20 protein-coding genes are annotated in these 24,231 nt (G+C 64.9%); 9 read left to right on the forward strand and 11 right to left on the reverse strand.

The genetic code is table 11. From position 1 onward, the window contains the following. Window positions 1-2: 2 nt before the first annotated feature. Window positions 3-737: a response regulator transcription factor gene (locus tag AC58NV_RS20795; RefSeq protein WP_497228840.1), complete on the reverse strand. Its 735-nt coding sequence runs from the start codon at window positions 735-737 to the stop codon at window positions 3-5. 229 nt (window positions 738-966) lie between these two features. Here AC58NV_RS20795 and AC58NV_RS20800 point away from each other — a divergent pair, with 229 nt between their 5' ends. The 5 genes from AC58NV_RS20800 to AC58NV_RS20820 are packed head-to-tail and all read left to right on the forward strand — an operon-like array spanning window position 967 to window position 6,023. Further along, a complete protein-coding gene (locus AC58NV_RS20800; RefSeq protein WP_497228841.1) occupies window positions 967-2,211 on the forward strand; it encodes an ABC transporter substrate-binding protein in 1,245 nt (414 codons plus the stop codon). 58 nt (window positions 2,212-2,269) lie between these two features. Further along, entirely contained in the window at window positions 2,270-3,142 is an 873-nt protein-coding gene (locus tag AC58NV_RS20805; protein WP_497228842.1) for a carbohydrate ABC transporter permease, read from the forward strand. Further along, entirely contained in the window at window positions 3,135-4,034 is a 900-nt protein-coding gene (locus tag AC58NV_RS20810) for a carbohydrate ABC transporter permease (RefSeq protein ID WP_497228843.1), read from the forward strand. The genes AC58NV_RS20805 and AC58NV_RS20810 overlap by 8 nt, the downstream gene beginning before the upstream one ends. A 4-nt stretch (window positions 4,035-4,038) precedes the next feature. Next, complete coding sequence (locus AC58NV_RS20815) at window positions 4,039-5,136, forward strand: ABC transporter ATP-binding protein (RefSeq protein WP_497228844.1); 1,098 nt, start codon at window positions 4,039-4,041, stop codon at window positions 5,134-5,136. Beyond that, a complete protein-coding gene (locus AC58NV_RS20820; protein ID WP_497228845.1) occupies window positions 5,133-6,023 on the forward strand; it encodes a glucokinase in 891 nt (296 codons plus the stop codon). The genes AC58NV_RS20815 and AC58NV_RS20820 overlap by 4 nt, the downstream gene beginning before the upstream one ends. Before the next feature lie 208 nt (window positions 6,024-6,231). Here AC58NV_RS20820 and AC58NV_RS20825 read toward each other — a convergent pair whose 3' ends face one another. From AC58NV_RS20825 to AC58NV_RS20850, 6 genes are all read right to left on the reverse strand, one after another. Continuing rightward, window positions 6,232-7,953, reverse strand: a complete 1,722-nt coding sequence (locus AC58NV_RS20825) for an OFA family MFS transporter (RefSeq protein WP_497228846.1) — start codon at window positions 7,951-7,953, stop codon at window positions 6,232-6,234. Window positions 7,954-8,201: 248 nt separating this feature from the next. Continuing rightward, window positions 8,202-10,166, reverse strand: coding sequence for a sensor histidine kinase (locus AC58NV_RS20830; protein ID WP_497228847.1), 1,965 nt, complete (start codon window positions 10,164-10,166; stop codon window positions 8,202-8,204). 3 nt (window positions 10,167-10,169) lie between these two features. Further along, entirely contained in the window at window positions 10,170-11,528 is a 1,359-nt protein-coding gene (locus AC58NV_RS20835; protein WP_497228848.1) for a sigma-54-dependent transcriptional regulator, read from the reverse strand. 189 nt (window positions 11,529-11,717) lie between these two features. Next, entirely contained in the window at window positions 11,718-12,290 is a 573-nt protein-coding gene (gene betI / locus AC58NV_RS20840) for a choline-binding transcriptional repressor BetI (protein ID WP_497228849.1), read from the reverse strand. A gap of 252 nt (window positions 12,291-12,542) precedes the next feature. Beyond that, the gene (gene betC / locus AC58NV_RS20845; protein ID WP_497228850.1) at window positions 12,543-14,051 is read right to left on the reverse strand and encodes a choline-sulfatase; all 1,509 of its coding nucleotides are present in this window, start codon (window positions 14,049-14,051) and stop codon (window positions 12,543-12,545) included. A gap of 392 nt (window positions 14,052-14,443) precedes the next feature. After that, the gene (locus AC58NV_RS20850; RefSeq protein WP_497228851.1) at window positions 14,444-16,036 is read right to left on the reverse strand and encodes a GMC family oxidoreductase; all 1,593 of its coding nucleotides are present in this window, start codon (window positions 16,034-16,036) and stop codon (window positions 14,444-14,446) included. 108 nt (window positions 16,037-16,144) lie between these two features. Here AC58NV_RS20850 and AC58NV_RS20855 point away from each other — a divergent pair, with 108 nt between their 5' ends. The 4 genes from AC58NV_RS20855 to AC58NV_RS20870 all read left to right on the forward strand — a co-directional run bounded on the left by AC58NV_RS20855 (window position 16,145) and on the right by AC58NV_RS20870 (window position 20,293). Further along, window positions 16,145-17,377, forward strand: coding sequence for a TRAP transporter substrate-binding protein (locus AC58NV_RS20855; RefSeq protein ID WP_497228852.1), 1,233 nt, complete (start codon window positions 16,145-16,147; stop codon window positions 17,375-17,377). 102 nt (window positions 17,378-17,479) lie between these two features. Further along, complete coding sequence (locus tag AC58NV_RS20860) at window positions 17,480-18,148, forward strand: TRAP transporter small permease (protein ID WP_497228853.1); 669 nt, start codon at window positions 17,480-17,482, stop codon at window positions 18,146-18,148. Beyond that, the gene (locus tag AC58NV_RS20865; RefSeq protein ID WP_174145329.1) at window positions 18,148-19,506 is read left to right on the forward strand and encodes a TRAP transporter large permease; all 1,359 of its coding nucleotides are present in this window, start codon (window positions 18,148-18,150) and stop codon (window positions 19,504-19,506) included. The genes AC58NV_RS20860 and AC58NV_RS20865 overlap by 1 nt, the downstream gene beginning before the upstream one ends. Before the next feature lie 13 nt (window positions 19,507-19,519). Further along, window positions 19,520-20,293 carry an IclR family transcriptional regulator gene (locus AC58NV_RS20870; RefSeq protein ID WP_497228854.1) on the forward strand — a complete coding sequence of 258 codons (774 nt, stop codon included), beginning with the start codon at window positions 19,520-19,522 and terminating at the stop codon, window positions 20,291-20,293. A gap of 39 nt (window positions 20,294-20,332) precedes the next feature. Here AC58NV_RS20870 and AC58NV_RS20875 read toward each other — a convergent pair whose 3' ends face one another. Genes AC58NV_RS20875 through AC58NV_RS20890 form a run of 4 tightly spaced genes read right to left on the reverse strand, consistent with a single transcriptional unit; the run spans window position 20,333 to window position 23,927 of the window. Then, the gene (locus tag AC58NV_RS20875; RefSeq protein ID WP_497228855.1) at window positions 20,333-21,091 is read right to left on the reverse strand and encodes an ATP-binding cassette domain-containing protein; all 759 of its coding nucleotides are present in this window, start codon (window positions 21,089-21,091) and stop codon (window positions 20,333-20,335) included. Beyond that, window positions 21,088-22,032 (reverse strand): iron chelate uptake ABC transporter family permease subunit, encoded by a 945-nt coding sequence (locus AC58NV_RS20880; RefSeq protein WP_497228856.1) that lies wholly within the window; start codon window positions 22,030-22,032, stop codon window positions 21,088-21,090. The genes AC58NV_RS20875 and AC58NV_RS20880 overlap by 4 nt, the downstream gene beginning before the upstream one ends. Beyond that, window positions 22,025-23,011, reverse strand: coding sequence for an ABC transporter permease (locus AC58NV_RS20885; protein WP_497228857.1), 987 nt, complete (start codon window positions 23,009-23,011; stop codon window positions 22,025-22,027). Before AC58NV_RS20885 ends, AC58NV_RS20880 begins: the two co-directional genes overlap by 8 nt. After that, a complete protein-coding gene (locus AC58NV_RS20890; RefSeq protein WP_497228858.1) occupies window positions 23,004-23,927 on the reverse strand; it encodes a siderophore ABC transporter substrate-binding protein in 924 nt (307 codons plus the stop codon). Before AC58NV_RS20890 ends, AC58NV_RS20885 begins: the two co-directional genes overlap by 8 nt. Window positions 23,928-24,231: the final 304 nt, after the last annotated feature.

The following is a 24,231-nucleotide window of genomic DNA, read 5'->3' on the forward strand; positions in this document are numbered from 1 at the left end:
CCTCAGTCCCCGCCGGTTTCGACATCCACCGCCAGGACATAGCCGATGCCGCGTTCGGTACGCAGCAGCTTCGGCTCCTTGGGGCTCTGTTCGATCTTGGAGCGCAGCCGCCCGACCAGCACGTCAATGGCGCGGCCCGAACCTTCGTCGCTGCCGCCCTCGCCGGTCACATCCAGCGCCGCAGCGATTTCTTCGCGCGTCAGCGGAATATGCGGATTGGCCAGAAACACCTTGAGCAAGCCGGTCTCACGCCGTGACAGCGCCACCTGCACGCCCGCGGGCGAAATCACCTCATCCCGCTTGGCGTCATAGGTCCAGCCGCCAAAGCGGAAGGTGGCGACACTGCGCCGGTAAATCAGCGAGGAGGACCGCCGTGCCCGCTGCAGCACGGCGCGGACACGGGCCAGCAGAAGATCGGGGTTGAACGGTTTGGCGATGTAATCATCCGCGCCGGATTCATACCCCGCCATCCGCTGATGGTCTGCCGACAGGGCAGAGACGAGAATGATCGGCACATCCTGTTCGCTGCGCAGCCGGGTGCAGATCTCCACCCCGTTTTCATCGCCCAGCATCACGTCGAGCAGGATCAGGTCGATCCGGCCTGCGCCGATCTGCTCGCGGATCTCCGCCTCGCTGCCGCAGGGCAGGGCGATAAAGCCGTTCTGGCGCAGGTACTGGGTCAGCATCATGCGCGTCTCAACGTCGTCATCCACCACCAGAAGCCGCGGAATCGCCATCTGTTGCTCTCCTCCCCGGAAACTGCCCGATGTGGCTGTTCCGGCTGTTTGTTTGTAACATCATGCAACAAAATCAATTGCTGCGTAACAACAGGTAACAGCTTGGCGGAAAAACTGATTTGGCACCCGCTCGGGGCTGCGCTGAGCGATTGAAATGCGGCCCTGCTGTTTTGCAAGCTTAAGCATGAAGGCTGCGGGGAGCAGCCGTCACATAAGGGAGGAATGAGCGATGAAATACACCGCTTTTGCGGCCGTATCGGCCGTGGCACTGGCCTGTGCGGCACCGGCGGCGGCCGGGCCGGAGGCCGAAGTTCTGCACTGGTGGACATCCGGCGGCGAGGCCAAATCGGCCGCGGTGCTGCAACAGGAATTTGCCGACAACGGCGGCACCTGGACCGACATGCCGGTGGCCGGCGGCGGCGGTGATGCGGCAATGACCGCGCTGCGCGCCCGCGTCCTGTCCGGCAACGCGCCGACCGCGGTGCAGCTTAAAGGCCCCGCCATCCAGGAATGGTACGAGGAAGGCGTGCTGGCCGATATCTCCTCCGTCGCGGAGGCGGAGGGCTGGGGTGACGTGCTGCCCGGCTCGATCGCCGAGCACATGAAATGCGAGGGCAAATGGTGCGCAGCACCGGTGAACGTGCACCGCGTCGACTGGATCTGGGCCAATGCCGCGCTGCTGGAGGCCAACGGCATCGAAATGCCCCTGACCTGGGAGGACTTCAACGCCGCCGCCGACAAGCTGATGGCAGCGGGCATCACCCCGCTGGCGCACGGCGGACAGGCCTGGCAGGACGCCACCGTGTTCGAGGCCGTGGCGCTTGGCATCTTGGGGCCGGAAGACTTCCGCAAGGCCTTTGTCGAACTGGACATGGACACCCTGAAATCGAACAAGATGGCCGCCGTTTTTGACCAGATGCGCAAGATGCGCGGCTATGTGGACGCCAACTTCCCGGGCCGCGACTGGAACCTGGCCACATCTATGGTGATGAACGGCGAGGCGGCGTTCCAGATCATGGGCGACTGGGCCAAGGGCGAATTCCTGGCCGCGGGCAAGGAGCCGGGCAAGGAATTCCTCTGCGCCTCGGTGCCGGGCGACGGGTTCCTTTATAATGTCGACAGCTTCGCCATGTTCGAGGTGGACGGCGAAGACAAGCAGGCCGGGCAGGACCTCCTGGCCAAGCTGATCGTCGCGCCGAAGTTCCAGGAAGTGTTCAACCTCAACAAGGGTTCGATCCCGGCACGGGTGGACGTGAAACTGGATGCCTTCGACACCTGCGCGCATCTGTCGGCAAAGGATATGGGCGAAAGCGCCGAGAACGGCTCGCTGCTGCCGAGCTATGCCCACGGCATGGCCCTGCGCGGCGCGCAAGCCGGTGCCATCACCGACGTGGTGACCGCGCATTTCAACTCCGACATGTCCTCGGCTGAGGCCGTGCAGATGCTGGCCGACGCTGTCGCCAATTCTCTCTGATCTCCCCCGGGCCTCGCGTCCTCCGAGATGCGGGGCCAATTATTCAAGGGCCGTTACCATGACTGAATGGCTTGAACGTCATATTCCGAAGATGGTGCTGGCACCGTCCTTCGCCGCGGTGCTGGTGTTTGTCTACGGCTTCATTGCCTGGACCGCCTGGGTGTCGCTGACCCGCTCCCGCCTGCTGCCGAAATACGAGATCGACGGACTGATCCAGTATGAGCGCCTGTTCAACGCGCCGCGCTGGGACACCGCGATGTCGAACCTGTTTGTGTTCGGCACCCTGTTCATTCTGATCTCCATGGTCCTCGGCCTTATGCTGGCGATCCTGCTGGACCAGAAAATCCGCACAGAGGGCGTCCTGCGCACCATCTACCTCTACCCCATGGCGCTGTCGCTGATCGTGACCGGCACCGCCTGGAAGTGGATCATGAACCCCGGCCTGGGGCTGGAGGCCATGGTGCGCGGCTGGGGGTTCGACAGCTTCACCTTCGACTGGGTGATCAACCCGGACAAGGCGATCTATGCGGTGGTCATCGCCGGTGTCTGGCAGGCCTCCGGCTTTGTGATGGCGCTGTTCCTGGCGGGCTTGCGCGGTGTCGATGGCGAAATCATCAAGGCCGCACAAGTCGATGGCATCCCCACCTGGCGGATCTATACCGCGATCATCATCCCCTCGATGGCGCCGATCTTCCTGTCTGCCTTCATCGTGCTGGCGCATCTGGCGATCAAGAGCTTTGACCTGGTGATTGCGCTTACCGGCGGCGGCCCCGGCTATGCCACCGATCTGCCCGCCACCTATATGTACACGATGGCCTTCTCCCGCGGCGACATCGGCCAGGCGGCCAGTTCCGCCATGGTGATGATGGCCGTGGTGTTCGCGATCATCGTTCCGTATCTCTACTCTGAGCTGAGGGCCAAGCATGACTGATGTGACGCTCGCCCCCGCCGCCGCAGCCAGCAGCCGCAACTGGAGCCACTTTGCCCTGCGCTGGACGCTGTTCACCCTCCTGGGCCTGTTCGCCCTGTTCTATCTGATGCCGCTCTTTGTGATGATCACCACCTCGCTGAAAAGCCTGGAGGAAATCCGCACCGGCGGCCTGATCGCCTTCCCGCGCGAGGTCACCTTCGACGCCTGGCGCACCGCCTGGTCCGAGGCCTGCACCGGCATCCAATGCGAAGGCCTGCGCCCGTTCTTCTGGAACTCCGTGGTGATCGCAGTGCCTGCGGTGGCCATCTCCACCATGCTGGGCGCGGCCAATGGCTATGTGATCGCGCAATGGCGGTTCCGCGGCGCCAACCTGATCTTCTCGCTGATGCTGTTCGGCTGCTTCATCCCGTTCCAGGTGGTGCTCTTGCCGATGGCACGGATGCTGGGGCTGATGGGGCTGGCGGGCAGCATTCCGGGTCTGATCTTTGTCCATGTGATCTATGGCATCGGGTTCACCACGCTGTTCTTCCGCAACTTCTATGTCACCATTCCGCAGGACCTGGTGAAGGCGGCCAAGGTGGACGGTGCGGGCTTCTTCCGGATCTTCTGGTCGATCTTCCTGCCGCTCAGCCTGCCGATCATCGTGGTCACCGTGATCTGGCAGTTCACCCAGATCTGGAACGACTTCCTGTTCGGCGTCTCCTTCAGCCAGGCGGGCACCCAGCCTGTCACGGTGGCGCTCAACAACATCGTCAACTCGACCACCGGCGTAAAGGAATACAACGTCGACATGGCCGCCGCGATCATCGCCGCGCTGCCGACGCTTCTGGTCTATGCCGTTGCCGGCAAATACTTCATCCGCGGCCTGACCGCTGGCTCTGTGAAAGGGTAAACTCATGGCACCCATCCTGGACATCACCAACCTGCGCAAGAACTATGGCGCGACCGAGATCCTGAAGGACATCAACGTCAGCATTGAGCCGGGCGACTTCCTGGTGCTGGTCGGCCCCTCCGGCTGCGGCAAGTCCACGCTGCTCAACTGCATCGCCGGGCTGGAGCCGATCTCCGGCGGCCGGATTGAAATCGGCGGCCGCGACATGACCCATGTCAGCCCCAAGGACCGCGACATCGCCATGGTGTTCCAGTCCTACGCGCTGTACCCGACGATGACGGTTGCCAGGAACATCACCTTCGGCATGAAGGTGCGCGGCGCCGATGCCGCGACGCAGGAGCGCAAGCTGAAGGAAGTCGCAGCGCAGCTGCAGATCGAAGCGCTCTTGGACCGCCGCCCCGGCCAGCTCTCCGGCGGCCAGCGCCAGCGGGTGGCGATGGGCCGGGCGCTGGTGCGCGACCCCAAGCTGTTCCTGTTTGATGAGCCGCTGTCGAACCTTGACGCCAAGCTGCGGGTCGAGATGCGGACCGAAATCAAGAAACTGCACCACAACCTCGGCGCCACCATGGTCTATGTCACTCACGACCAGATCGAGGCGATGACCCTGGCCACCAAGATCGTGGTCATGAAAGGCGGGGTGGTGCAGCAGATCGGCACGCCCGCAGAGATCTACAACAAGCCCGCCAACCTGTTTGTGGCCGACTTCATGGGCAGCCCGGCGATGAACCTGATCCCGGCCCGCGCCGAGGCCAATGGCGATGGCACGCGGATCGAGATGGACTGCGGCGGCAGCGCGCCCATCGTGCTGAAGGACAGCCGCGCCACGGGCCTGCCGCAGGACGTGATCCTTGGCGTGCGCCCAGAAGACATCGCCGAGGCGGGCTTCCGTGCGGGCGAAGGCGTTCAGGAGGCCGCCTGCCTCATCGACATGGTGGAGCCTGCGGGCGCCGATACCTATGTGGTCTCCAATCTCGGCGGCAAACAGGTGACGGCGCGGCTGCACGCCGAAACCCGGGCGCAGCCGGGGCAGATGCTGGACCTGGCCTTTGACCTGTCCAAGGTCTCCTACTTCTCGCCCGCCACCGGCGAGCGTCTGAATTGACCCGGCTGCGGCTGGCCGCTGACGTGGGCGGCACCAACACGCGGCTGGGGCTGGCGCGGGACGGCGTGCTGCTGGCGGACACGGTGCAAAGCTTCCGCAACGAAGCCCACGGCAGCTTTGCCGAGGTAATGGAACTCTACCTGCAAGGTGCCACCACCGGCGGCGTGGCGGAGGTTGCCATTGCAATTGCCGGGCCGGTCACCGGTGCCACCGCACGGCTCACCAACCGGGACTGGCACTTTGACGCAGCTGGGCTGTCGCGGCATCTGGATGGCGCGCAGGTGCATCTGCTCAATGACCTTGTAGCGCTGGGAAAAGCCTGCCCGCATCTGGGGGCAGACTGCCTGGATACAGTGATCGCGCCCGCGGATGATACGGGCGGCGACGGCCAGCGGCTGGTGGTGGGCATCGGCACCGGCTTCAACCTGTCGCCGGTGCTGCAGTCCGGCGGGCAGGTTCACTGCCTCAACGTGGAATACGGCCATGTCAGCCTGCCGCTGGACGTGACCGAACACCTGCGCAGCCAAGTGCCGGAGGCCGAAGCGTTCACCACCGTGGAACATCTCTTCTCCGGCCGCGGGCACGCGGCGGTCCGGGCGCAGTTCCCGGAGGGGGATACCGGCACACAGGACTTTCAGATCATTTATGCAGAGCTGCTGGCGCTGCTGGCGCGCAACCTGATGCTGGCCTTCCTGCCCGCGCGGGGCATGTATTTCGCCGGCGCCGTGGCCCGCAGCCTGCTGGCCTCCCCGGCGCGGCAGGTCTTTGCGGACCTGTTCCGGCGGCCGTTCAAGCTCGACACCCGCATCGCGGCGCCGGTGCACGTCATTCTGGATGATGCCGCCGCCCTCAAAGGCTGTGCATCCAGTAATCTGTCTTATGTTTAGTTTGCGGGGGAGACCAGCCATCCTCATATCGTTCAAGCAGATGGGATCAGGCACGTCACCGCTCTCTTGCCGGCTGAGGAAGCATCCCGCCTGCAGCATACCGGCGCGGCCTGTCCCCAAGGCAGTATTCCAATAGGCTGTCTGCAGATCTGCAGCCCGCAGTCAGGGCTGCAAGCAGCCGGGGCGCAGCGCGCCCCGGCTGGCGGCATTACTCTCCCGGAACGGCCTGCAGCTCCGGTTCATCATGGTGGTGATGCTCTTTCACCGGGCGCATGAAGAGGTTGGCAAAGAAGGCCACCGCCAGCAGCGCCGCCATGCAATACATCGTTGTATTGTAGAGGCTGGGCGTCGGGTCCACGGTGCCCGCCGGTGCGATCTCCATCAGCTTGGCAATGGTCACGGTCTTGGCCGCCACCAGCTGGTCCAGCTGCGCGACCGGCGCGCCGAACTTCGCGGCAAAGGCGGCCGGATCAACCTTGGCAACCAGATCCTGGACCGCGCTGTTCACCGACATCTGCCGCAGCGAGGTAATGGCCAGCGGCCCCAGCACGCCCGCGGTCGACCAGGCGGTCAGCAGGCGGCCGTGGATGCCGCCGACATGCATGGTCCCGAACATGTCGGCAAGATAAGCCGGGATCGTGGCAAATCCGCCGCCGTACATCGAGAAGATCAGCATCGTCGCAAGGTAGAAGCCCATCAGATAGACCAGCGACGGGTTGGCCGCGGCGGCAGAGGCGAAATAGGGGATCGACAGGTAGAGCGCGGTGCCCAGCACGAAGAAGCACATGTAGGTTGCCTTGCGCCCGATGTAGTCCGAGGCAGACGCCCAGAAGAACCGTCCGACCATGTTGAAGACCGAAATCATCAGCACATAGGTCGAGGCGAAAGCAGCGGTTGCCACCAGCGGCATCACCGAGCCGAAGATCTCGGACATCATCGTCTTGGCGACACCGATCACGCCGATGCCTGCGGTCACGTTGAAGCACAGCATCACCCACAGCTGCCAGAACTGCGGCGTCTTCAGCGCCTGGTCGATATGCACGTCGTTCTGCGTCACCAGCCCCGAGGCGGCAGGCTTCGGCTCCCAGCCTTCAGGCTTCCAGTCCTTGGCCGGAACCCGGTACTGGAAGGCGGCCAGGATCATAACGACGAAGTATACGATGCCCAGGGTCATGAATGTCTGCGCTGCGCCGGTATTGCCGGTGCCCACCGCATAGGCGCCGGCCTCGCCGCCGAACTCGGCTGCCTGCGCCGCGCTGGCGATCACCACCTCGATTTTGCCCTGTGCGGTTTCGGCAAAGACCCGGCCGTTTTCGACCACGGTCTGCACCGCATCCCTGGCGCCCAGATAGGTGGGCGCGGTTTCATAGAAATCCAGCAGCCAGCCCTTGACCGGCGCGGCGATCATCGCTCCGCCGCCAAAGCCCATGATGGCCATGCCCGTTGCCATGCCGCGCCGGTCGGGAAACCAGCGGATCAGCGTCGAAACCGGCGAGACATAGCCCAGCCCCAGCCCGCAGCCGCCGAGCACGCCGTAGCCCAGATAGACCAGCCACAGCTGATGGCTGGAAATGCCGAACGAGCCGACAATGAAGCCGCCGCCCCACAGCAGCGCTGCCACAACGCCCACCATGCGCGGGCCGACTTCCTCCAGCCATTTGCCGGCAAATGCGGCGGCCAGCCCGAGGAAGACGATGGCGACCGAAAAGATCCAGACAACAGAGCCGAGGCTCCAGTCATCGGCGCTGGAAGCCACCACCCCCAGCTCGCGTGTGAGCGGCGGGTTGAACACCGACCAGGCATAAACCGAGCCGATGCAGAGGTGGATGGCGATGGATGCCGGCGGAACCCGCCAGCGGTTGAAGCCGGGTTTGGCGGTGATGTGGTCCTTGTGCAGAAAGCTCAGCCCGCCGGATGATGGCGTACTCATGTGGTCTCCTCCCTAGTGCTGTTCCGGCGGCTGCAACCTCCTATTGCGGCCGCCCCGAATGGCCCGCGGCAATGTGCCGTAGCTTGACAAAGGCGGAGAGATGACCCAGCTGTCAAATAAATAATTTAGCAATAACAATATCTTATCATGACTTTCTGTCTGCCCCGCCAGACCTCTGCAGACGGTTGCGGGACATTCTGTCCGCACCGGGGAGCCAGGGCCTGCGATTTCGCGCCAATTTGTCCGGATCAGGCGGCAGCGGGCGAGGGCAGAAAAATTTCGAACCGGCTGCCCTGCCCGGGTTCTGACTGCACGGTGATGCGGCCGCCGGCGCGACTCACCAGCTGATGGCTGATCGACAATCCCAGCCCGGTTCCCTGCGCCTGCTTGGTGGTGAAGAACGGGTCGAAGATGCGGTTCAGCAGGTCCGGCGGGATGCCGGTGCCGGTATCCTCTGCGGTCAGCAGCACCCCATCGGCGGCATCCTCGGCGGTCAGGGTGAGGCGGCCGCCGCCGGGCATCGCCTGCACCGCATTCAGGATGAGATTGACGATCACCTGCTGCAATTCCGTGCGCGACATCCGGACCTGGCCGGTACTGGCCAGATGCGCCTCTGCCTCGATCCCGGTGGCCTCGATCTGATGGCGGGTCAGAACCAGGCAGTCGGCCACCACCTCGGCCGGGGCAATCAGCCCGGAAGCGCCGGAGTATTCCTCGGGCCGGGCGAATTGAAGCAGCTTGGAGACGATCACGCCGATGCGGTAGACCTGATCGTCGATCAGCCGGAATTCCTCCTCGACCGGCTCCGCGTGGCTGCCCAGCACCGTCCGGGCCAGGTCCAGGTTGCCCTGGATCACCGCCACCGGGTTGTTGATCTCATGCGCGACGGAGGCGGTGATTTCGCCGACCGCCGCGAGTTTCTCCGAGACGATCAGCCGTTCGGTGGTCCGCTCCAGCCGCCGGTTTGCCTCGCGCAGATCCGCGGTGCGCTCCTCGACCTTGGCCTCCAGGCTTTCCCCCCAGCCGCGCAGTTGCCGGTCGCGTTCCTGCACCTGGTCCAGCAGGCCGTCCAGATGCGCCGCCACGCGGGCAATCTCGCCGCCGTCCTCCTGCGGCTGGTTGCGGGCAGCCAGATCGCCCTGTTCGACCCGGGCGATGGTCTGGGTCATGCCCTCCAGCGGGCGGAAGATGCGCCCGGCCCACCGCAGGAAGATCGGCACCGACATCGCCGCGATCAGCAGGAAGGCCCCGCCGAGCGTCAGCACCGTGCTGCGCTTGGCCTGGCGGAACGGGGTTTCCAGAAAGCCGACATAGAGCATTCCGGCGCGGTTGCCGCGGCTGTCCAGGATCGGCTCATAGGCGGAGATGTACCAGTCGTTCACAACAAAAGCCCGGTCCAGCCAGACGTCACCGCGCCCCAGCACCTGGCCGCGCACCTCGGCGGAAACCCGGGTACCGAGCGCACGCACGTTTTCGAACAGCCGCACATTGGTGGAGATCCGCACGTCCTCCAGAAACAGCGTGGCGGTGCCCTGGCTGCCCTCCGGCAGGCTTTGCTCGCGGTAGACCAGCGCGTTGATGGTGTCGATGAAGTCCAGGTTGCGGTTCAGCAGCCGCCCGCCCACCAGAACCGCCTTCTGGCCGTCCGGCAGGGCCACCGGGGCCGCGGAGTGGATGATCATGCCGCGGGTCTCGGCGGTGCGGTCCGTGGGCACAGCCGCTTCGGTCTCCACCAGCGGGATGGCCGCACGGACGGCAAGACCGGGGGCCAGCGTGTCAAGCTGGGCGGCGTCCAGAATGTCGACTGCGCTCTGCCACTGCCCCTGCAGCGCGCCGCGGATGACAGGCCAGTCAGCGGGCGTGAAACCGGCCCGGCCATCGGGTCCGGCGAGATAGAGGAAATCGAGGCCGAGCCGGGCCTGTTCCCGGGCCAGGAAATCCGCGGAGCGGCCCGCCGCAAGCGCGCTGCGGAACCGGACCGATTGCGCCACCGCATCCAGCAGCTCGCCCGAGGTGGCGGTCAGCCTGGCCAGATACTGGTCGGCGATGGTCAGGTCACCGTTCACCTTGCTGATCAGAAGGCCGTCGGTCTTTTCCGACCAGCGCCAGGTGGCAATGCCCAGCAGCAGCGGCATCAGCACCAGCATCGGCAGCAGTGCGATCAGCAGCAGCCGGACCCGGACCGACCGCGTGAGCGAACGCAGCCTGCGCACGGCTCAGAGCCCCCAGGACGCGCATTTGCGGTCAATGGTCTTGCGCGAGACACCCAGCCGCCGCGCTGCTTCGCTGCGGTTGCCGCCGGCCGCTTCCAGCGCGTGCAGGATCTCGCGGCGCTCGACCTCCTCCAGCGGCAGGATGTCGGCAGCGGGACGGGCCGGGGCCAGCGTGTCGAGGGAAAAGCTGCCGAAGATCAAGGAGCGTTCAACGAAGTTCCGCAGCTCGCGGATGTTGCCCGGCCAGTCATGGCGAAGCAGGGCGGATTTGACGCTGGCGGACAGCTCCAGCGGCGGCAGCTGCAATTGGGCAGCGATTTCGGCCAGAAACAGCCCGGCAAGCTCGACAATGTCGGTGCCGCGTTCGCGCAACGGCGGCATTGCCACTTCGATCACGTTGATGCGGAACAGCAGATCCTCGCGGAAATGTCCCGCGGCCACCGCCTCGTCCAGCGCGCGGCTGGAGCTCATCACGAAGCGGACATCGAGCTGCACTGTCCGCTCCGTGCCGATCGGACGGATGCGCCCGTCCTCCAGCACCCTCAGCAGCGCGTTCTGCGCCGAGGGGCTGAGCTCACCGATTTCATCGAGGAAAACGGTGCCGCCCTGCGCCGACGCCAGCAGGCCTTCGCGGCCCGCAGGCGCACCCGGGAAGGCGCCGGGAGCATGGCCGAACAGCTCGTATTCGATGACATCCGCCGGAATGGCGCCGCATTGCACCGGCACGAAAGGCGCCCCGGCGCGGCTGGAGCGCGCGTGCAGGTGGCGCGCGGCAACCTCCTTGCCGGTGCCGGAGGCACCGGTGATCAGCACCGGAGTCGAAACCTGTGCCACCCGGTCCAGCAGATCGCGCACCTGGCTGACGGCAGGAGACGCTCCGACCAGCTCGCGGCGGCGCCGGCGCCCTACACCGGTTGCTTCCAGCTCCCGCCGCAACAGCATGTTCTCGCGCTTCAGCCGGGCCGCCTCGATGCAGCGGCGCAGGGCATTGAGGATCTGGTTGGAGCGGAAAGGCTTCAATACGAAATCCGACGCCCCGGCCCGCAGCGCGTCGATCGCCGTTTGCAGATCGGCATAGGCGGTAATCAGGATGGTGTCCGTGAAACCGCCCTCCCGCCGCTGCTCTTCCAGCCAGTCCAGCCCTTTCTGGCCGGGCATGATGTTGTCGAGGATCATCACGTCATATTGCCGGGTATTGAGCAGCGCGGCAGCGGCTTCGGTGTTCTCGGCCTCATCCACCAGCTGGCACAGAGGGCGCAGGGTTTTCACCAGAAAATTCCGCATGCCCGGCTCATCGTCCACGATGAGAATACTTGCTTGCCCGAGCGGGTCGGCCAGCCTTGCCATATCTGTATCTGTCATACCTGCCGCTCTTCTGTGGGGGCGGTATTGGACTATTGTCGCTTTCCGCTGCTTTGTCGAGAGAACAGGGCCTGGCCCGCTACCGGCCGGGCACCAAGGCGTTTTTTTCGCAAGCCCCGGCGCCACGTCCGTCCGGGGACAATGGGAAGCGCGCAGGCACCGGGCTGTGCATCAATGCCCTGCCGAACGTCACGCGTCCCCGAGCAACGCGCTCAGGGTCATGCTCACGGTGTCTGCAGCCAATGGGACTGCCCCCTGATCACCCAGCGCAGCCCGCAGGTAGACGCCATCGATCTGGGCGGATACCGCCCGTTCAACTGCCTCGGGCCGGCCGCTCAGGACGCGCAGCTCATGCATCAGGTTGCTGCGCAGCCTGCTCTGGTAAACCCGCATCAGGTGGGCCGCGTCCTCGTTGCATTGGGACAGCGCATAGAAGCTGAGCCAGGCTGAGGTTTTCCGCCGGTCAAAAACGTGATCCTCGAAGTTCGCGCGGATGATCGCGTCCAGCCGCGCGCGCGGGCCCTCCGCCTCCGCCAGCCCTGCCACAACCCGTTGCGAGAACACTTTCAGAATGTGCCGCATGGCGGCGATCAGCATCTGGTCCTTGCTGCCGAAATAATGGTGCGCCAGGCCGCTGCTCATGCCCGCCCTTTTGGCAATCTTCGACACGGTCACGTCGAGCGAACCGGCTTCGCCGATTTCGTCAATCACGGCGGTGACCAGCGCCGCGCGCCGTTTCGGTTCCATTCCAAGTTTCGGCATAGAAACTCCTTTAACCACTGGCATTCCTAGCCCGCGCTTGACCGGATGATCAATCAACTATCCTGGTGCCCGGCAGGCCAGGCTCCTGCGGGCGCCCGCGCCGGAGCCGTCCTCGAACAATGAAAAACAGATCCCCTGCGTGCGGAAATGGGAGTACGCACGCAGGGGAGCCGCGGGGCTGAGGCGGAGAAACCGCCAGCAGCCCCGGACCGGGCGCCGGCCCGCTCGCGCGGGCTCAGTTGGCAGGTTTGCTTATTCCCCTCTTGGGAAACGGGCGTTTTCCTCGACCACATTCAGGTCCATGTGGTTGCGCATGTAGCGTTCGCTGGCCTTCTGCAGCGGCTGGTAATCCCAGGGGAAATACCCGCCCTGGCGCAGCGCCTCGTAGACCACCCAGCGGCGGGCCTGGCTTTCGCGCACCTCGGCGTCGAACCGCTCCAGATCCCAGCGCCTGGCCGCCATTGCCTTGAGCTCCGCAAGCGTGTCCTGGTGGGCCGGATCTTCGGCCAGGTTGGACAGCTCATGCGGGTCGGCGTCGAGGTCGAACAGCTGGTCCGGGTCCAGATTGCACAGGTTCAGCTTCCACTGCCCCAGCCGCAGCGACACCATCGGCGCATAGGAAGCCTCAGCGGCATATTCCATCGCCACCGGCGTTTCGCGGCTGCCGCCCTGCCCCAGCGGCACCAGGCTCTCGCCGGCGGTCCAGGGCATCACCTCATCCATGCTGACCCCGGCCAGCTCGCACAGCGTCGGGCAGACGTCGATGTTGGACACCGGCGTTTCCACCAGGCCCGGCGTCATCTCCGGCGCGGACACCATCAGCGGCACCCGCGACGACCCTTCGTAGAAGCTCATCTTGAACCACAGCCCGCGCTCCCCCAGCATGTCGCCGTGGTCGGACACGAACAGGATGACCGCCTCCTGCCGGGTGTTCTCCAGAGCCTCCATCACCTCGCCGATCTTGTCATCGAGATAGGAGATATTGGCGAAATAGGCGCGGCGGGACTTGCGGGTGTCCTCTTCGGTGATGTCGAAGCTGCGCCAGTCGTTAGCGTCGAAGATCCGCTTGGCGTGCGGGTCCTGATTGTCATAGCCCAGGTCCGCGACCTCAGGCAGCAGATGCTCGCAATCCTCGTACAGGTCCCAGTATTTCCGGCGTGCCACATAGGGGTCGTGCGGATGGGTGAAGGAAACGGTCAGCGCCCAGGGGCGGCCGTCCTTGCCGCGGGCCAGGTCGTAGACCTTCTGCACCGCATGAAAGGCCACCTCGTCATCGAATTCCATCTGGTTGGAAATCTCGGCAATGCCGGCGCCGGTGACCGACCCCATGTTGTGATACCACCAGTCGATGCGCTCGCCCGGCTTGCGGTAATCCGGGGTCCAGCCGAAATCCGGCGGGTAGATGTCGGTGGTCAGACGCTCCTCGAAGCCGTGCAGCTGGTCGGGGCCGACAAAATGCATCTTGCCTGACAGGCAAGTGTAATACCCGGCCCGGCGCAGATGATGCGCATAGGTGGGAATCGACGACGCGAATTCCGCCGCGTTGTCATAGACCCGGGTCGTCGACGGCAGCTGCCCGGACATGAAGCTGGCCCGGCCCGGGGCGCAAAGCGGCGACGCGGTATAGGCATTGCGGAACCGGGTGGAGCGGGCCGCGAGCTTTTTCAGGTTCGGCGCGTGCAGCCAATCGGCCGGCCCGTCCGGAAACAGCGTTCCATTCAGCTGGTCCACCATGAAAATCAGGATGTTGGGGCGGGTCATTCGTGTCTTCCCAGATAGGCTTTGGTTTCGGTTTCCGGCCGCTGGCCGTAGCGGTGTTTGCAGAAGCTGCGCTGGTTCAGCGGGATATTCCCCGCCGCCTTGCGCTGCCGGCACCTCAGGACAGGCCAAAGCTGCGGCCGGTCCGGAAGTGGCCGCAAATCTGCCTTATATTGATTGACCAGTCAATTTAAAAACGAGGCGATCGCTCGCAATGGGCGGCCCGCGGCCTGCTGCGCACCGCTTGACCGAACATCGCCCAGCCGGTCAGCCGCGCGGCTGACCGGGTTCTCTGATGGTGTTGTGTCCGGAATTTCCGGCTTCGGCAGGCTCAACGATGCCGGAGACCGGCCTCATCGCGGGACCGGTAAGACCAAAGGCTTACCCGCGGCCCTTCACCGGCCGGTGATCAGTTCGCTTGCCTTTTCCCCGATCATGATCGCAGGCGCGTTGGTGTTGCCCGACACGATCTCCGGCATGATCGAGCAGTCCGCCACCCGCAGGCCCTGAATGCCATGCACGCGGAGTTCCGCATCGACCACCGCGTCGCCACCCTGCCCCATCTTGCAGGTGCCAGTGGGGTGATAGATCGACGCGGTGTTGCTGCGTGCCCAGTCCAGCGTCGCCTCGTAATCGTCCATCGGCAGATCCGCACTGGGGCGGAACTCCTCCGAGATCTTCGAGGTCAGCGGCGCGTGGCGGGCAATCTTGCGGGCAATGTTCACCCCGGCCACGATGGTCTGGCAGTCGGTTTCGGCCGACAGGTAGTTCGGTATGATCTTGGGATAGGTGTTCGGATCGGCGGACACGATCCGGATCTCGCCCTTGCTTTCCGGGCGCAGCTGGCAGACCGACATGGTGAACGCCGAGAAGGGATCCGCCCCCTTGCCCGGGTTCTCGGCCGACAGCGGCTGCACGTGGAATTGGATGTCCGGGGTCTCCAGGTCGCCGCGGGTCTTCATGAATCCGGTGGCCAGGCTCGCGGCCATGGTCATCGGACCGGCCCGGAACAGCGCATATTTCAGGCCGATCTTGGCCTGGCCGAACAGGGTGCGGACCTCGTCGTTCAGCGTCGGCTCATTGCATTTGTAAACCAGCCGCGCCTGCAGATGGTCCTGCATGTTCTTGCCGACGCCATAGAGGTCCTTTTTGACTTCGATTCCGTGTTCGGCAAGCTGTGCCGCCTCGCCGATGCCCGACATCATCAGGATCTGGGGCGAGTTGATGGCGCCGCCCGACAGCACGATCTCGCGCCGCGCGGTGATGCGCTGCACCTGCCCCGACCGGTCCTTGTACAGAACCGCCACGGCGCGGCCGTCCTGGATGTCGACCTTCTGCACCATTGCTCGGGTGATGATCTGCAGGTTCTCGCGTTTCTTCACCGGATTCAGAAAGGCCACGGCGGCGCTGCAGCGGCGGCCTTTCTTGGACGTGAGCTGGAAGAAACCGACGCCTTCCTGGGTGGCGCCGTTGTAATCCGGGTTGAACGGATAACCTGCGGCCTGCGCCGCCGCGACCCAGGCATCCGTTATGGGGCGCTGGATACGCATGTTGGAAACCGACAGCGGACCGCCGGTGCCATGGAATTCATCTTCGCCGCGCTCGTTGTTCTCGGAGCGTTTGAACAGCGGCAGGACATCCTCCCAGCCCCAGCCGGCATTGCCCATCTGGCGCCAGCGGTCATAGTCCTGCGGCTGGCCGCGCACGTACAAAAGACCGTTCAGCGAAGACGAGCCGCCCAGAACCTTGCCGCGGGGCCACTCGATCGAACGGCCATTGAGGCCCGGATCCGGTTCGGTCTTGTAGCACCAGTCGACCGAGGGGTTGTGGATCGTTTTGAAGTAGCCGACCGGGATGTGGATCCACGGGTTCAGGTCCCGTCCGCCTGCCTCCAGCAGCACCACCTTGTTCTGTGGATTTGCGCTCAGCCGGTTGGCAATGACGCAGCCCGACGAGCCTGCTCCGATGACAATGAAATCTGCTTCCACGACCTTCTCTCCGCCCTGTGTGGAAAAAACTTCTATACAGATCGCATGAAATAATCTAGGTATTTTTGATACGAAACGTCTCAATAATTGATCTTAGGGAGGAGAATTATGGGGCTTACTAACAAACTGAGCCGTATTTCGCGGCGGGATCTGTTCCGCGTTGCAGGCACTTACGGGATGAGCTCGACACTGCTGGCAGCGGGCGGTTTCGGCGGCGCGATGAGCCTGGCGAATCTCGCTTCGGCGGCGGAATCGACCTATGAGAAGCGCTATGCCAAGCCCGCCAAGCACACGCTGAAGTTCGGCGCCTCGGGCTTCAACGCGCGCAATCTGCTGATCGAGCGGGCCGGCGCGCTGGAGTTCGCCCGTGACCTCGAGGCCCGCACCGACGGCGAGATCCGCATCGAGTTCATCGGCGACAACCAGATCTGCGGCCAGCTGAGCTGCGTCGAGAAAACCCAGCAGGGCATCGTCGACATCTACGCCGCTTCGACCCAGAACTCGGCCGGCGGCGCACCTTACCTGAACGTGCTGGACTATGCCTTCATGTTCCCCGGCCGCGCGTCCCAGTACCACTTCCTCTATCACCCGAAGAGCCAGGAAATCCTGCGCGACCCGCTGGAGAAGCGCCACGGGCTGAAATTCCTGTTCAGCCACTGCGAGCTGCGCGGCATCCAGCTGGGCCTGAAATACAAGGACCAGCCCACCATCACCAAGCTGGAGCAGCTGTTCGGCACCAAGAACCGCGTCACCGGCACCCAGCTGGGCCGGATCGCCATGAACGCGCTGAACCTGAACCCGGTGCCGGTGGCCTGGGAAGAGACCCTCGACGGACTGAAGCAGGGCCTGATCGACGGTGCCGAAACCTGGGCCTCCGCGGTGGCCTATGCCAACATGGCGCCGGTGGTCTCGCAGTCCGTCGACCTCAAGTTCTTCTGCGGCACCGAGCACACCTCGATGTCGGCCAAGGTCTTCGACGGTCTCGAAGGCTATCTGCAGGACGCGGTGATGGAGAGCGCCTATTGGGCACAGGCCCATGTGCAGGCGGCAAACGAGGCCGCGCTGGTCAAGACCGTCGGCTTCTCCGACCCGCAGCTGCCGGGCACGGTGTTTGCGGAACACGGCGTCCGCCCGGCCTTCCTGCCGGACAGCGAAATCCGCATGGCCGAGGAAATGTGCTCGCCCCAGTTCCAGCCGCAGCTGTGGGAGCAGTGGCGCGACCGGCTGAATAAATGGGCCGGCGGCATCGACACCTATCAGGAAATCTACACCATCGCGCGCGAAGTCGGCAAAGACATGAAGCCCGAAAATGTGGAACCGCGCCGCTGGTGGAAGGGCTGACAGAGGCCCAAACACTGAGCATGGGGCCGGCGCCAGACTGCGCCGGCCTTGTTTGCCCGGCATGATCCGGCAGGATCACAGGGGCAATGAGGGGAGGAACAGATGCAGCTTTGGCCGGATATCAGCGCCATTTTCAGCGCTTTCGCATCCCAGGACAGCTGGGAAATCCGCAACGCTTTGGAGAGCAACGCAGCCTGGGTGCTGGGCACCGCTGCCGCTGCTGCTGGCGGCCTTCTGGTGATGCTGGTCTACCGGCTGGTGCCGCTGCTGGACCGGCACCTGGAGCGCACCATCATGGTGTGGAGCTACCTGGCGATTGCCTTCATCATATTCTGGGGGGTGATTGACCGCTTCGTGTTCAAGAACCAGCAGCCCTGGTCCACGACCATCCCGCCGCTGCTGTTCATGGTGATGGCCTGGTTCGGGGCCGCCTTCAACGTGCGGCTGCGGACGCATCTCAGCTTCTCGGAATTCCGCACCGTCATGCCCCGCTGGGCGCAGATGGGCTGCCTGACGTTGGATGCGGTGCTGTGGTTCGGCTTTGCAGTGATCGTCTTTGTCACCACCACCCGGCTGACCGCGCTGTCGGCCTCCAATTTCCAGATCGTGCTGGGCACCGACAGCGTGCTGCAGTGGTGGTTCCTGATCACTGCGCCCCTGTCCTTTGTCCTGATGATCGCCCGGGTGTTTGAAAACCTCGCCGATGACATCCGCAATTACCGCAGCGGCGCGCCGCTGATCAAACAGGCCGTGATCGGAGGAGACGTGTAATGGATACGGGAACCTGGGTCACGCTGATCTCGCTTGGGGTCACCTTCCTGTTCATGCTCGGCGTGCCGGTGCTGCTGGTCATCGGCTACTGGGTGATCGGCTGCTCCTTCGTGCTGGGGCTGACGCTCGACAACATGGGCGCCGAGCTTCTGAACGTCTTCAACAAGGGCTTTGCCTTGCTGGCGATGCCGCTGTTCATCCTGACCGGCGACCTGATCAACCAGTCCGGCATCGCCCGGCGCCTGTCCGATTTCGCCTATGCCTGCCTGGGCTGGATGCGCGGCGGGCTGGCGATGGCCTCGCTCGGCGCCTGCGGGCTCTTTGCCGCGATTTCAGGCTCCAACTCGGCAACCACGGCCACCATCGGCTCGATGCTGCACCCGGAAATGGTCAAGGGCGGCTATGACGAACGCTTCTCCGCCGCCACCGCCGCCGCGGGCGGCACCGTCGGCATCATCATCCCGCCGTCGATCATCTTCATCGTCTACGGGTTCCTGATGAACCTGCCGATTTCCGACCTGTTCGTCGCGGGCATCCTGCCCGGCGCGATGATGGTCATCGGCATGCAGCTGGCCTGCTGGATCATCTGCCGCCGCAACGGCTGGGGCTTTTTGATCCCGCTGCAGCTGAACCGGGTCCTGAAAACCGCCTTCGGCGCCTGGCTCGGATTCTTTGCCATCGGGCTGGTGCTGTGGGGCATCTATACCGGCAAGTTCTCCCCCACCGAAGCGGCGGGCGTGACCGTCGGCTTCTGCGTCATCGCGGGCGTGCTGTCCTGGGTGGTGACCAGGATCACCGGCGCCAGCAGCGGCAAGACATGGGAGGAGAAATCCTATGCGGAAATGCTGGTGGTCGAGGGCTTCACCATCCCGCAGATCCCCGGCATCGTGGTGCGCTCGGCGCAGATCACCGGCATCCTGGCGCCGCTGATCGCGATTTCCGTGGTGATGCAGCAGATCCTTTCCCTCCTCGGAGCGCAGCAGGCGATCGGCGGGTTTGTCACCTCGATGGGCGGCTACCATGCGGTTCTGTTCACCTCGATGGTGATCGTGTTCTTCTCCGGCATGGTGCTGGAAAGCCTGCCGGTGACCATCATCCTGGCGCCGATCCTGGCGCCCATCGCGGCCTCCGTCGGGGTCGATCCGATCCATTTCTCGGTGATCTTCCTGGTCGGCGCCTCCATCGGCTTCATCACCCCGCCCTACGGGTTGAATCTCTATGTCGCATCGGGTGTGACCGGTGTTCCGTATTTCCGCCTGCTCCGCTATACGGTGCCTTACCTTGCAGCCCTGATCGGGGTCTGGGTGCTGGTCTCGCTGGTTCCCGATTTCGCGCTGGTGCTGCTGCCCAACAAGTAGCGATGAGGCGGCGATGGCAGCGGATGCGCCGGACAAGAAAGAGGGGCAGATCCCCACCAACCTGCGCCTGCTGGTGCTGCTGGAGGAGGTCGCCCGCCGCGGCGTCGCGGTGAAGCCGGCCGAGATGATCGAGGCCATGGGCCTGCCCAAGCCCACCGTGCACCGGCTGATGCAGACGGCTGAGGCCGAGGGCTTCCTGCAGCGCGACCTGGACGGGCGGGCCTACGGGCCCGGCCCCCGCCTGCGCAAGCTGGCGCAAAACACCATGTCGTCGGAGCATATGCGCACGGCACGCCTCAGCATCCTCAAGAGCGTCGCCGAAGAGCTGGGCGAGACCTGCAACCTCGCCATTCCCGACCGCGAGGGGATGGTCTACCTGGACCGGGTGGAAACCAAATGGCCGCTGCGCATCCAGCTGCCGATCGGCACCCAGGTGCCGTTCCATTGCACTGCCAGCGGCAAGATGTACCTGTCGACACTGAAAGCCAACACGCTTGAGGCGGTGCTGCGGGCCCGGCCGCTGGAGGCGCTGACAAGCAAAACCTGCACCGATCCGGATGCGCTTGGCAGCCAATTGAGTGATATCGTCAGCCGCGGCTACTCCACTGACGACGAGGAATTTATCGCCGGCATGGTCGCTGTCGCGGTCCCGGTGCGGGACGCGCGCAACAGGCTGATGGCCACGCTTTCAGTCCACGCTCCGGTGCAGCGCCGCAGCCTGCAGGACCTGATCGGTATTCTTCCGGCCCTGCACAAGGCCGCCGGCGACCTGGCGGAGCTGACTTGACCGGCCGTCTCAGGATCCGCGGGGTCCGCAGCTCCCTCCCTAACGGTGATACTGTGCGAACACCTGACCGTCCAACCGGCTGAGTGCCACCGGCGTCTGGTAAAGCGCGCTCAGCCGCTCCGCCGTCGCAGCCTCAGACACCGGGCCCTGAAACGCCACCTGCCCGTCCCGCAGCGCCACCACGTGGTCGGACCAGCTGATCGCATAGTTCAGATCATGCACCACGATCACGATGCCCTTGCCCTGCGTCTCCGCCAGATGCCGCAGCTGCGCCATCAGGTTGCGGGCATGATGCAGGTCGAGGTTGTTCAGCGGCTCATCCAGCAGCAGCCAATCCGTGTCCTGCGCATAGGCCATGGCGATGAAGGCCCGCTGCCGCTGCCCGCCCGACAGCTCATCCAGGAACCGCGCCTGCAGCTCATCCAGATCAAACAGCGCCACCGCCTCGGCTATGGCCGCATGATCCGCCGCGCCCAGCCGCCCCGCGCTGTGCGGCCAGCGGCCAAAGCCGATCAGGTCGCGCACCCGCACCCGGCTGGCGACGCTCAGATGCTGCGCCACCACCGCCATTTTGCGGGCCAGCCCGGCGGGCACCGCCTGCGCCAGATCCATCCCGTCCATGCGGATGCTGCCGCTGCGGACCGTCAGTTGCCGGGCGATCAGCTTCAGCAGCGTTGATTTCCCCGCCCCGTTGGGGCCGATCAGCGCGGTGACGCGGCCTGCCGGAAGTCCGGCATCAATGTCCTGCAGAATGGGGTTTGCAGCGGGGCCATAGCTCAGGCCTGAGATCTCGATCACCGTATTTTTCCTTTCACCAGCAGGAACAGGAACAATAGGCCGCCGCAGAACTCGATGACAACGGCCAGGGTGGATTGCAGATGCAGCAGCCGCTCGAACACGGTCTGCCCCGCCACCAGGATCAGCGCCCCGATCAGCGCCGCGGCGGGCAAGAGCAGCGCGTGGCGGTGGCTCTGCATCAGGCTGTGGGCCAGGCTGGTCACCAGCAGCCCAAGGAAGGCCAGCGGCCCCACCAGCGCGGTCGCGACTGAAACCAGCGCCGCAATCAGGCACAGTACCCTCAACTGCAGCCCGTCGTAGGCCACGCCAAGGCTGCGCGCCGGGGTGCGGCCCAGGGCGGCCACATCCAGCACCCGGTGATTGCGCGCCAGCCACAGGGCGGCCAGCGCCATCAGCCCCAGCCCCGCCATCAGCGCGGAACGGTCGATGCCGCTGAACTGGGCGAACATCCGCGCCTCGACCATGGTGAACTCCGAGGGCTCCATCAGCCGCTGCAAAAAGGCCGTCAGGGTGCGGAACATCACCCCCAGCACCACTCCGGCCAGCACCATCAGCTGGATGTCGTGCCGGGTGCGGCCCAGCAGGCTGGTGAACAGCACCAGCGCCGCGCCCAGCATCACCGCAGTTTCCAACGCAAAGCCCGGCAGACCGGAAATACGGCTGGCGCCCGCGGCCCCCAGCCCCGCCACCAGCCCGGTCTGCAGCAGCAGGAACAGCGCATCGAACCCCATGATCGAGGGCGTCAGGATGCGGTTCTGACTGATGGTCTGGAACAGCACCGTCGCCACCCCGGCAGACGCCCCGACCGCCAGCAAGGCCGTCAGTTTGACCAGCCGCAGCTCCAGGATATAGGCGGTCGGCCCGCGCAGGCCCCAGAACAGGAACAGCGCCGCCGCCGCCGCCAGCAGGCCGCCCAAGGCAATCAGCCGCCGGTCAGCCATCGGACCGCCTTCCCAGCAGCAGGTACAGGAAAACGGCGGCACCAAAGATGCCAAAGACGGTGCCCGCCGGGATCTCATACGGATAGCGCAGCACGCGCCCCAGGATATCACAGATCAAAAGCAGCCCGGCCCCGGCGGCGGCCACCACAGGCAGGCTTTCGCGCAGATTGTCGCCCATCAGCCGCGACACCAGATTGGGCACCACCAGCCCGATGAAGGGCAGCATCCCAACTGTCACGATCACCAGCGACGACACCAGCGACACGGTGACAATGCCGAACCCCAGCACCTGCCCGTAGCGCAGACCCAGGTTCAGGCTCACATCGCGGCCCAGTCCGGCAATGGTGAACTGATCGGCGGCAAAGTAGCTCAGCAGCGCCAGCCCGCCCGCCAGCCACAACAGCTCATACCGGCCCGCGAGGACACCGGAGAACTCACCGCTCATCCAGACGCCAAGGTATTGCAGCAGCCCGCCCTCGATGGCGATGAAGGTGGCCACGGACATCAGAAGCCCGCCATAGACCAGCCCGGACAGGGGGATCAGCAGCACCTGATGCGGCGGAATGCGGCGGGCCAGCAGCATGAACACGCCGGTGCCCGCCAGCGCCGCCCCGGCGGCCGCCAGCATCTTGACCAGAATGGGCGCGCCGGGCGCCAGCAGCGTCACTGCCAAGAGACCCAGCATCGCCGCCTCGCTGGTGCCGGTGGTGCCCGGCTCGACAAACCTGTTGCGCACAAGCAGTTGCATGATCACCCCTGCCACCGCCATCGCCGCACCGGTCAGCAGAACCGCGGCGGTGCGCGGGATGCGGCTGACGGCCAGCACCTGCAGCGACTGCGGATCACTCAGCAGCGTGCGGAGCGGCAGCGGCCCGGCCCCCACCAGCAGGCTGACCAGTGCCAGCGGCACCAGCAACGCCGCCACCAGCAGCAGCCAGCGGCGCGGCGCAGCCGAAGCGGGAGCGGCCAGATCAGCCACCAGCCTTGCCGCCTTTGGAAAACCCGGCTTTGATTTCGTCCAAAGTGGCGCTCATCGACTGGATGCCGCCGCCCGCCACATAGATATTGGCGGCGTTCAGATAGATCACCTGGCCCTGCGCCCAGGCCTTGGTGCCCGCCACCAGCGCATTGTCCAGCGTCACTGCTGCTGCCTGATTGCCCTGCCCCAATGCCACCGCCCGGTCGACCACGATCAGCCAGTCGGGATCGGCGGCAGCGATGAATTCAAATGACACCGCCTCGCCATGGGTCTGCGCATCCAGATCCGGCACCGCCTCCGGCAGGTCCAGCGCCTGGTGCAGCCAGCCGAACCGCGACCCGGCACCGTAGGCAGAGACGCGCGGCCCGTTGGTCATCAGGATCAGCGCATCGCCGCGCCCGTCCACCGCAGCCTTGGCCTCCGCCAGCTTGGCGTTGAACGCCGCCTCCAACTCCGCCGCCTGTGCGTCGAGCCCTGTCATGCGGCCATACTCGCGCAGCCGCATTACCGCCTGCTCTGCAAGATCGGTGCCCCAGATCGTCATGTCGACGGCCGGGGCGATCTCCGAGAGCGGTTCAACTTGGGTCGAAGACCGCCCGCCCGCAACAATCAAATCCGGTGCCAGCATGGCAATCGCCTCAAAATCCGGCTCAAACAGCGTGCCCGCGGGAGCCGCGCCGGCCTGCAAACCGTCCAGATAGCTGACGAACATCTCGGCAGGCAGACCCACGGGCTGCACCCCAAGGGCATCCAGCGTATCGGCTGCGGCTACATCCAGGACCACGATTCTTTCAGGGTTTTCAGGCAGCTCGACGCGGCCCCGCGCGGTCTCCACTGCCACCGTTTGCGCCGATGCCGCAGCCGTCATGGCGAAAAAAACCGGCGCCGCCAGTTGCAAAACCTTCCAATGTGCCATTTCCTGTCCTCTGATGAGATGGAATTCGGCTGGCGGTGAAGGCTTGCTGAAAATCAAGGGGGGCTTACCGGCACATGCGGCAAAAGTCCAGACGCGCCATTTCGCTGCCCCGGCGGCAGCCTGCGGATGCGGCCGCCCGGCGAAGGCGCGCAAATCACCACCCTGCCTGCAGAAAACCTCTTGATGCAGCAGACCCCCGATTGTAAGGAGGCGGCCACCGCACGGTCCTGCACCTGATAAGGCTTCGACCCGAACCGTCAGCTTTGCACCTCCCAGCCCCCTCGAACTCTGGACAGAAAGGCCC

The organism is Leisingera sp. ANG49 (assembly GCF_059694505.1).